The organism is Pseudomonas morbosilactucae (assembly GCF_023241715.1).
GTDB classification, from domain to species: Bacteria; Pseudomonadota; Gammaproteobacteria; order Pseudomonadales; family Pseudomonadaceae; genus Aquipseudomonas; species Aquipseudomonas morbosilactucae.
The window spans coordinates 18932-27942 of sequence record NZ_JALQCW010000097.1 but is presented as its reverse complement, the minus strand read 5'-3'; the positions used below and the strand labels follow the sequence as shown (position 1 = coordinate 27942).

At 59.4% G+C, this 9011-nt stretch carries 7 protein-coding genes; 5 read left to right on the top strand and 2 right to left on the bottom strand.

Annotated features, from left to right (window positions below):
• Window positions 1-209: 209 nt before the first annotated feature.
• The gene (locus M1B34_RS30930; protein ID WP_123328112.1) at window positions 210-1430 is read right to left on the bottom strand and encodes a CaiB/BaiF CoA transferase family protein; all 1221 of its coding nucleotides are present in this window, start codon (window positions 1428-1430) and stop codon (window positions 210-212) included.
• Window positions 1431-1443: 13 nt separating this feature from the next.
• Entirely contained in the window at window positions 1444-2625 is a 1182-nt protein-coding gene (locus tag M1B34_RS30925; protein WP_123328111.1) for an acyl-CoA dehydrogenase, read from the bottom strand.
• Window positions 2626-2782: 157 nt separating this feature from the next.
• On the opposite strand from M1B34_RS30925, the gene M1B34_RS30920 reads away from it, so the two are divergent.
• From M1B34_RS30920 to M1B34_RS30900, 5 genes are all read left to right on the top strand, one after another.
• A complete protein-coding gene (locus M1B34_RS30920; RefSeq protein ID WP_268267095.1) occupies window positions 2783-3703 on the top strand; it encodes a LysR family transcriptional regulator in 921 nt (306 codons plus the stop codon).
• 430 nt (window positions 3704-4133) lie between these two features.
• Window positions 4134-5255: a Re/Si-specific NAD(P)(+) transhydrogenase subunit alpha gene (locus M1B34_RS30915; RefSeq protein ID WP_268267094.1), complete on the top strand. Its 1122-nt coding sequence runs from the start codon at window positions 4134-4136 to the stop codon at window positions 5253-5255.
• Window positions 5256-5270: 15 nt separating this feature from the next.
• Window positions 5271-5594, top strand: a complete 324-nt coding sequence (locus tag M1B34_RS30910) for an NAD(P) transhydrogenase subunit alpha part 2 (protein WP_003187010.1) — start codon at window positions 5271-5273, stop codon at window positions 5592-5594.
• On the top strand, window positions 5594-7030 hold the full coding sequence (locus M1B34_RS30905) for an NAD(P)(+) transhydrogenase (Re/Si-specific) subunit beta (protein ID WP_268267093.1): 1437 nt from the start codon (window positions 5594-5596) through the stop codon (window positions 7028-7030). Before M1B34_RS30910 ends, M1B34_RS30905 begins: the two co-directional genes overlap by 1 nt.
• Before the next feature lie 180 nt (window positions 7031-7210).
• Window positions 7211-8704 carry an acetyl-CoA hydrolase/transferase family protein gene (locus M1B34_RS30900; RefSeq protein ID WP_268261087.1) on the top strand — a complete coding sequence of 498 codons (1494 nt, stop codon included), beginning with the start codon at window positions 7211-7213 and terminating at the stop codon, window positions 8702-8704.
• The last annotated feature ends 307 nt before the right edge of the window (window positions 8705-9011 follow it).

Below are 9011 nucleotides of genomic sequence, written 5' to 3'. Positions count from 1 at the left end.
CAAGTCGCTGTCGAAAACTGCGTAACTCGTTGAGTTTCAAGGAGTTTTCGTTTCGATGCGCCGGAAGTGGGGCGAATTATAGCCCATAGAATCTGCCGTCAACCCTTAATTCAAAGTTTCTATGAACAAACTCAAAAACACCCCAAAAGGAGTGCTTTCACCGCCCTCTATATAGAAGGACCGGAACACCTTCTATATAGAAGCGCGACTCACAGCACGCCGGACTCCCTCAAAGCACTCACCGCGCCCACCTCTAACCCCAAGACCCGTCGCAAAACCTCTTCAGTGTGCTCACCCAATAAAGGGGGAGCATGACGATACTCAACCGGCGTCTCGGAGAGGCGAATCGGGCTCGCCACCTGGGGCACCGTCCCCCCCAGTGCATGAGGCAGTTCGATTGCCAGCCCACGCGCCTTCACTTGGGGATCAGCAAACATCTGCGCCAGGTCATTGATAGGCCCGCATGGCACACCCGCCTGCTCCAACTGGAGTACCCACTCGGCCGTTGTCTTGAACACGGTCGCCTGACGGATCAGCGGGATCAACAGCGCCCGGTTGGCCACCCTCAGCTTATTGGTCGCGAACCGAGGATCGTCCGCCCACTGTGGCTGGCCCGCCACTTCCGCAAACTTGCGAAACTGCCCGTCGTTGCCCACGGTCAGAATGAAGTCGCCGTCCGCAGTAGGGAAATCCTGATAGGGCACGATATTCGGATGAGCATTACCCAGCCGCTTGGGCGCCACTCCCGTGGTCAGGTAGTTCATCGCCTGGTTGGCCAGACAAGCCACCTGCACATCCAGCAACGCCATGTCGATGTGCTGGCCACCCCCGTCATGGTCTCGATGAGCCAGCGCTGCCAGGATGGCCACAGTGGAGTAGAGCCCCGTAAGAATGTCGGTCAGCGCCACGCCCACCTTCACCGGCCCGGCCCCCTCATCTCCTTCGGGACGCCCAGTCAGGCTCATTAACCCACCCAAACCCTGGATCATGAAGTCGTAGCCCGCACGCTTGGCGTAAGGACCGGTCTGGCCAAAGCCGGTGATCGAGCAATAGATCAACTGTGGGTTCAGCGCCTTCAGTGACTCGTAATCCAAACCATAAGCGGCCAGCCCACCCACCTTGAAGTTCTCGATGAGGATGTCGGACTTGGCGGCCAACTCCCGCACCAGTTGCTGCCCCTCAGGACGGGTGAAGTCGATGGTTACCGATTCCTTGTTACGGTTGGCCGACAAGTAATAGGCGGCCTCCGTGGTGTTCTCACCCTCGGCATTCTTAAGGAAGGGCGGCCCCCAGGCCCGAGTATCGTCACCATTGCCCGGACGCTCGACCTTGATCACCTCCGCCCCAAGGTCCGCAAGGATCTGGCCAGCCCAGGGCCCGGCCAGCACGCGCGACAAATCCAATACCCGCAGATGCGATAACGCGCCCATGGCCGCTCTCCTATTAATAGAACGCCTGGAGACCGGTTTGCGCACGCCCCAGGATCAGCGCATGAACGTCATGAGTCCCTTCATAGGTGTTGACCACTTCCAGGTTCACCAGATGACGGGCCACCCCGAACTCATCGGAGATGCCGTTACCGCCCAACATGTCGCGAGCCATGCGCGCGATGTCCAGGGACTTGCCGCACGAGTTACGCTTCATGATCGAAGTGATTTCCACCGCCGCAGTGCCTTCATCCTTCATCCGTCCCAGGCGCAGGCAGCCTTGGAGGGCGAGAGTGATCTCGGTCTGCATATCCGCCAGTTTTTTCTGGATCAGCTGAGTCGCGGCCAGCGGGCGGCCAAACTGCTGGCGGTCCAAGGTGTATTGGCGAGCGGTGTGCCAGCAGAACTCGGCGGCACCCAGGGCGCCCCAGGAGATGCCATAGCGCGCGGAGTTCAGGCAGGTGAACGGCCCTTTCAGACCACGGACATCCGGGAAGATGTTCTCTTCCGGCACAAAGACGTTATCCATGACGATTTCACCAGTGATGGACGCACGCAGGCCGACCTTGCCGTGAATCGCTGGCGCGCTCAGGCCTTTCCAGCCTTTCTCCAAGACAAAGCCACGGATATCGCCCGCATCATCTTTGGCCCACACCACAAAGACGTCGGCAATCGGGCTGTTGGTGATCCACATTTTGCTGCCGGTGAGGCTGTAGCCGCCGTCCACTTTGCGTGCACGGGTAATCATCGCGCCCGGGTCAGACCCATGGTTAGGCTCTGTCAGGCCAAAGCAGCCAATCCATTCACCGGAAGCCAGTTTCGGCAGGTACTTCTGCTTCTGCGCCTCGGTTCCGAACTCGTTGATCGGCACCATGACCAGGGAGGACTGCACACTCATCATCGAGCGATAACCGGAATCCACACGCTCCACTTCACGGGCGATCAAACCGTAGCAGACGTAGTTCAAGCCACTGCCGCCGTACTGCTCGGGAATGGTCGCACCCAGCAAGCCGATCTCACCCATCTCACGGAAGATCGCCGGATCGGTCTGTTCATGACGGAAAGCTTCGAGCACACGGGGCGCCAGCTTGCCCTGGGCGAACTGCTCGGCGCTGTCACGCACCATGCGCTCTTCTTCAGTGAGCTGTTGATCCAGCAGAAGGGGATCGATCCAGTTGAAGCTTGCTTTGCCGCCCATGAGTGAGTCCTCGTGAAGTAGGTCAACTATCGTGGGTTGATCCTAGGCTTGATGGACGCTGACTACAAACGACGATTTTGCATACTGTTGTGCTAATTTCTCACTCCGAAATAAACACACCCCTTCATTACCGCCATGATTAGTGAGGTTGCCGTACATGCGCCGAAAGATCCCCAGCACCACGGCCCTGGTCAGCTTTGAAGCGGCGGCGCGCCATGAAAGCTTCACCAAGGCCGCCCAGGAGCTTTCACTCACCCAAGGGGCCATCTGCCGACAGATCGCCAGCCTTGAGGAGTTCCTGAGCGTGGAGCTGTTCCGGCGCTCTCGACGCGGAGTCAAACTCACCGAGGCCGGGCTTTCCTACAGCCGACGTGTCGCCACCCAGCTGGATGCGGTAGAGCGCGACACCCTGTCCGTCATGGGCCAGCAGGGCGCCAATACCATCGAACTGGCCGTGGTACCGACCTTCGGCACCCAATGGTTGCTACCGCGCCTCAAAGACTTCCAGCAGCAACACCCCGAAGTCACGGTCAACCTCACTAATCGCACGCGGCCATTCCTGTTTGCCGACACCGACTTCGATGCTGCCATCTACTTTGGCGACGCCGACTGGCCCGGCACCCAGTCCCACCGGTTGATGGGGGAGAATCCGATGCCGGTCTGCAGCCCAGCGACCCTGGGTAAGCACAGCCAACTGAGCGCCGAGGAAATCGCTGAACACCCCCTACTGCAACAGACCACCAGGCCCTACGCATGGCGGCAATGGTTCAGCTCGCAGCACCTGAACATTCCACGGGACATGACGGGGCCGCGTTACGAACTATTCTCCATGCTGGCTCAGGCCGCCATGCACGACATGGGCATCGCACTGATTCCACCCTTCCTGATTCAGCGCGAATTGGAGGAAAAGCGCTTGGTGATCGCCAACCCTCAAGGGCTCTCCAGTCCCAAGGCTTATTACCTGATGATTCCGGAGCGTAAGGTGGAATCAGCCTCACTGCGGGCGTTTCGCGACTGGCTGGTGCACCAGGCCCACCGCTACAGCCCAGAAGAACAAAGGAACACAGCATTAAGCTGACCCCGTAGTCAGCAAAATAAAGACACTACAGATATAATTATTTGTCGCATTTAGACAGACTGTACCGACCAATAGAACAATCGTCCTACAAGCGCCTAACCACGTGGCTTGTAGGGTTTATTTGGGGCTCATGCCAGAGCATTCACAGCACTCATGAGATTTTTCTTAAAATAAAGAGAAAACCTCTACAACCCAAGTAAAACAAGGGCTTCAACCGTGGCATTGCGACATTCGGTCACGGGGTGACTTGTAGTTAATTTTCCGTCACGCGTCAGAACTTCTTGAAGGGCTCAAACTTCGCCTGCAAAATGCCGCGCCCCGTCGTGATTTCGGCGGGATCGTGCTGATCGGCCGCCCCAGTCGCACCCTCCGCAGTGCGCTGGCCTTCTAAGAAAGATCGAAAGCAATAAGATCAAGCAGGAGATTTGACGTGCACATTGGTGTTCCTCTCGAAACCCAGACGGGTGAAACACGGGTTGCTGCCACCCCGGAAACCATCAAAAAGCTGATCGGCCAGGGTCATAAGGTCACTGTGCAAAGCGGCGCAGGCATTAATGCCAGCGTTGTCGACAGTGCTTATGAAGCGGCAGGCGCCACCATTGGCAGCGCCACCGATGCCTTCGGCGCGGAGCTGGTTCTCAAGGTCGTCGCCCCCAGCGACAGCGAACTGACGCTGATCAAGAGCGGCACCGTACTGGTGGGCATGCTCAATCCGTTCAGCAATGAAACCATCGCCAAGCTGGCCGAACGCGGGATTACCGCCTTCGCCCTGGAAGCCGCGCCACGCACCTCTCGGGCCCAGAGCCTGGACGTGCTGTCGTCCCAGGCCAACATTGCCGGCTATAAGGCCGTGCTGCTGGCAGCCCACTACTACCCACGCTTCATGCCGATGCTGATGACCGCCGCCGGTACGGTGAAAGCCGCCCGCGTGCTGATTCTGGGTGCCGGTGTGGCCGGGCTGCAGGCCATCGCTACGGCCAAGCGCCTGGGCGCGGTGATCGAAGCCTCGGACGTACGCCCAGCGGTGAAGGAACAGATCGAATCCCTGGGGGCCAAGTTTGTCGACGTACCTTACGAGACCGACGAAGAGCGTGAATGCGCTGTCGGTGTCGGCGGTTACGCCCGACCGATGCCATCCAGCTGGATGCAGCGCCAGGCTTTGGCCGTGCATGAGCGCGCCAAGCAGGCGGATATCGTCATCACCACCGCGCTGATTCCAGGCCGCAAGGCACCGACCCTGCTCAGCGCCGAAACCGTTGCGCAAATGAAGCCCGGCTCGGTAGTCATCGACCTCGCTGCCGCCCAGGGTGGCAACTGCCCGCTGACTGTGGCCGACCAGGTCGTGGTGGAGAATGGCGTGACCATTGTCGGCCCGACCAACCTGGCCGGTGCGGTGGCGGCTGACGCCTCGGCGCTGTATGCGCGCAACCTGCTGGACTTCCTGAAGCTGGTCTTCACCAAAGAAGGGCAGTTCGACGTCAACCTCGAAGACGACATTGTCGCCGCGTGCCTGATGTGCCGCGACGGCCAAGTCATCCGTAAAAACGCCTAAGCAGGGAATCAGACGATGGAAGAGCTTATCTCCCCCGGTATCTACAACCTGATCATCTTCGTGCTGGCGATTTATGTCGGTTACCACGTGGTCTGGAACGTTACCCCCGCACTGCACACACCATTGATGGCGGTGACCAACGCCATTTCCGCAATCGTGATCGTCGGCGCCATGCTCGCTGCCGCCCTGACCGTCACGCCACTGGGCAAGACCATGGGCACCCTGGCCGTAGCCCTGGCTGCGGTCAACGTGTTCGGCGGCTTCCTGGTGACGCGCCGCATGCTTGAGATGTTCAAGAAAAAAGCCCCGAAAGCCGTAAAAGAAGAGGCGCCCAAGTAATGAGCATGAACCTGGTAACGACGCTCTACCTGATCGCGTCGATCTGCTTTATCCAGGCCCTCAAGGGCCTGTCGCACCCGACCACTTCGCGTCGCGGCAACCTGTTCGGCATGCTCGGCATGGCCTTGGCGGTGCTCACCACCGTCGGCCTCATCTATAAGCTGGGCGCTGAGCTCGCCACTGCGGGCATTGGCTACGTGATTGTCGGCCTGCTGATCGGCGGCACTGCCGGTTCGATCATGGCCAAGCGGGTCGAGATGACCAAGATGCCGGAGCTGGTGGCGTTCATGCACAGCATGATCGGCCTGGCAGCAGTGTTTATCGCCATTGCTGCGGTGGTCGAGCCCCAGTCCCTGGGCATCGTCAAACAGCTGGGCGACTCGATTCCGGCCGGTAACCGCCTGGAGCTGTTCCTTGGCGCGGCCATCGGTGCAATCACCTTCTCCGGTTCGGTGATCGCCTTCGGCAAGCTCTCGGGCAAGTACAAATTCCGCCTGTTCCAGGGCGCACCGGTACAGTTCGGTGGCCAACACAAGCTGAACCTGGTGCTCGGCCTGACCACACTGGGCCTGGGCCTGGTCTTCATGTTCACCGGCAACCTCAGCGCCTTCGCCTTGATGCTGGCCCTGGCCTTTGTGTTGGGCGTGCTGATCATCATCCCGATCGGCGGTGCCGATATGCCGGTGGTGGTGTCGATGCTCAACAGCTACTCCGGCTGGGCAGCGGCGGGGATCGGCTTTTCGCTGAACAACTCGATGCTGATCATCGCCGGTTCGTTGGTGGGTTCAAGCGGCGCGATCCTCTCGTACATCATGTGCAAGGCGATGAACCGTTCCTTCTTTAATGTACTGCTCGGTGGTTTCGGCAACAGCGCCGACGCGGCCGGCCCGGCAGGCTCGAAAGAAGCACGCCCGGTGAAATCCGGCTCGGCTGACGACGCAACCTTCCTGCTGACCAACGCCGACACCGTGATCATCGTCCCGGGCTATGGCTTGGCGGTCGCGCGGGCGCAGCATGCGCTGAAAGAGTTGACCGAGAAGCTGACCCATCGTGGCGTGACCGTGAAGTACGCTATCCACCCGGTGGCAGGGCGCATGCCCGGGCACATGAACGTGCTGCTGGCCGAGGCCGAAGTGCCTTACGACCAGGTGTTCGAGATGGAAGACATCAACTCCGAGTTCGGCCAAGCCGACGTGGTGCTGGTGTTGGGCGCCAACGACGTGGTCAACCCGGCCGCCAAGAACGATCCGAAATCGCCGATTGCCGGCATGCCGATCCTCGAAGCGTTCAAGGCCAAGACCATCATCGTCAACAAGCGCTCCATGGCCAGCGGCTATGCCGGCCTGGACAACGAACTGTTCTACCTGGACAAGACCATGATGGTCTTCGGCGATGCGAAGAAGGTCATCGAAGATATGGTCAAGGCCGTCGAATAAACCCTGCTCCACGGCAATACCCCAAACCCCGGCCTTGAGTAGGCTGGGGTTTTTTATTTCCCTCACAAACCCGACCAAAGGCTCTAAATCAGGGCCTTTCATTCGACCATGGTAGCGGGGCGAAATTTTTTGAAATCACTAGACTGCGCATCTTGCTTCCGTTGCCCGAGATAACAATCCATGTACCGTGATCGTATCCGCTTGCCTTCGTTGTTGGATAAGGTGATGAGCGCCGCCGACGCTGCCGCTCTGATCGAGGACGGCATGACCGTCGGCATGAGCGGCTTTACCCGAGCTGGCGAGGCCAAGGCCGTGCCCCATGCATTGGCCGAACGCGCCAAGGTAACCCCCCTTAAAATCAGCCTGATGACCGGCGCCAGCCTGGGCAACGACCTCGACAAACAGCTGACTGAAGCCGGCGTCCTGGCCCGCCGCATGCCATTCCAGGTGGACAGCACCCTGCGCAAGGCAATCAACGCCGGCGAAGTGATGTTTATCGACCAGCACTTGTCGGAAACCGTCGAGCAACTGCGCAACCAGCAGCTCAAGCTGCCGGACATCGCCGTCATCGAAGCCGTCGCCATCACCGAGCAAGGCCATATCGTGCCAACCACTTCGGTGGGCAACTCAGCCAGCTTCGCAATCTTCGCCAAGCAGGTAATCGTGGAGATCAATCTGGCCCACAACCCCAACCTCGAAGGCCTGCACGACATCTATATTCCGACCTACCGGCCGACGCGCACGCCGATTCCACTGGTCAAGGTCGACGACCGTATCGGCAGCACCGCCATCCCGATCCCGGCGGAAAAGATCGTCGCCATCGTCATCACCAACCAGCCTGACTCGCCGTCCACCGTCTCCACCCCGGACAGCGAAACCCAAGGCATCGCCAATCACCTGATCGACTTTCTCAAGCAGGAAGTGGACGCCGGGCGCATGACCAACAAGCTCGGCCCGCTGCAGGCCGGCATCGGCAACATTGCCAATGCGGTGATGTGCGGCCTGATCGACTCACCGTTCGAAGACCTGACCATGTACTCCGAAGTACTGCAGGACTCCACCTTCGACCTGATCGACGCCGGCAAGCTGAGCTTTGCCTCGGGCAGCTCCATCACCCTGTCGAGCCGGCGCAACACCGACGTGTTCGGCAACCTGGAGCGCTATAAAGACAAACTGGTGCTGCGTCCGCAGGAAATCTCCAACCACCCGGAAGTGGTACGGCGCCTGGGCATCATCGGCATCAACACCGCCCTGGAGTTCGATATCTACGGCAACGTCAACTCCACCCACGTCTGCGGCACGCGGATGATGAATGGCATCGGGGGCTCGGGCGACTTCGCGCGCAACGCGCACCTGGCGATCTTCGTCACCAAGTCGATTGCCAAGGGCGGGGCGATTTCCAGCGTGGTGCCGATGGTCAGCCACGTCGACCACACCGAACACGATGTCGACATCCTCGTGACCGAGGTCGGCCTGGCCGACCTGCGTGGCCTGGCGCCGCGGGAGCGGGCCCGAGTGATCATCGATAACTGCGTGCACCCGTCCTATCGCCAAGCGCTCAACGATTACTTCACCCAGGCCTGCGCATTGGGCGGTCACACGCCGCACATCCTGCGTGACGCACTGAGCTGGCACATCAACTTGGAAGAAACCGGGAAAATGCTCGCCGTGTAATTGATACAGTTGGCAGCTGACGCAAACACAGTTTCGTCAGCTGCCCCACAGCCCCACGCCTTATGAAAAAAACTGTACTGCTGTACCGGTCTTTTTCCCTCTGGAACACCCCCTCTTTTTTCGAAAACCTCTAAAAATGCACCATAACGATGCAGACAAGTACAGTTGCCTCATTTTCGAACAGTACAGCAAGGTTTAACAGTTAACTGGTCCCTCACAATACAGGTGAACTGTATCTACAGAGTCTTGCACCGAGAGAGGATCATGGGCACCAGTTAAACCACTACCTAATCCCGCCACAAGCGGA

What these genes read in the sequence shown, in the direction of transcription:
- M1B34_RS30920 (WP_268267095.1), top strand. Translation starts at nt 2,783, where the DNA reads ATGCGCCGAAAGATCCCCAGCACCACGGCCCTGGTCAGCTTTGAAGCG.
- M1B34_RS30925 (WP_123328111.1), bottom strand. Translation starts at nt 2,625, where the DNA reads ATGGGCGGCAAAGCAAGCTTCAACTGGATCGATCCCCTTCTGCTGGAT.
- M1B34_RS30930 (WP_123328112.1), bottom strand. Translation starts at nt 1,430, where the DNA reads ATGGGCGCGTTATCGCATCTGCGGGTATTGGATTTGTCGCGCGTGCTG.
- M1B34_RS30900 (WP_268261087.1), top strand. Translation starts at nt 7,211, where the DNA reads ATGTACCGTGATCGTATCCGCTTGCCTTCGTTGTTGGATAAGGTGATG.
- M1B34_RS30910 (WP_003187010.1), top strand. Translation starts at nt 5,271, where the DNA reads ATGGAAGAGCTTATCTCCCCCGGTATCTACAACCTGATCATCTTCGTG.
- M1B34_RS30905 (WP_268267093.1), top strand. Translation starts at nt 5,594, where the DNA reads ATGAGCATGAACCTGGTAACGACGCTCTACCTGATCGCGTCGATCTGC.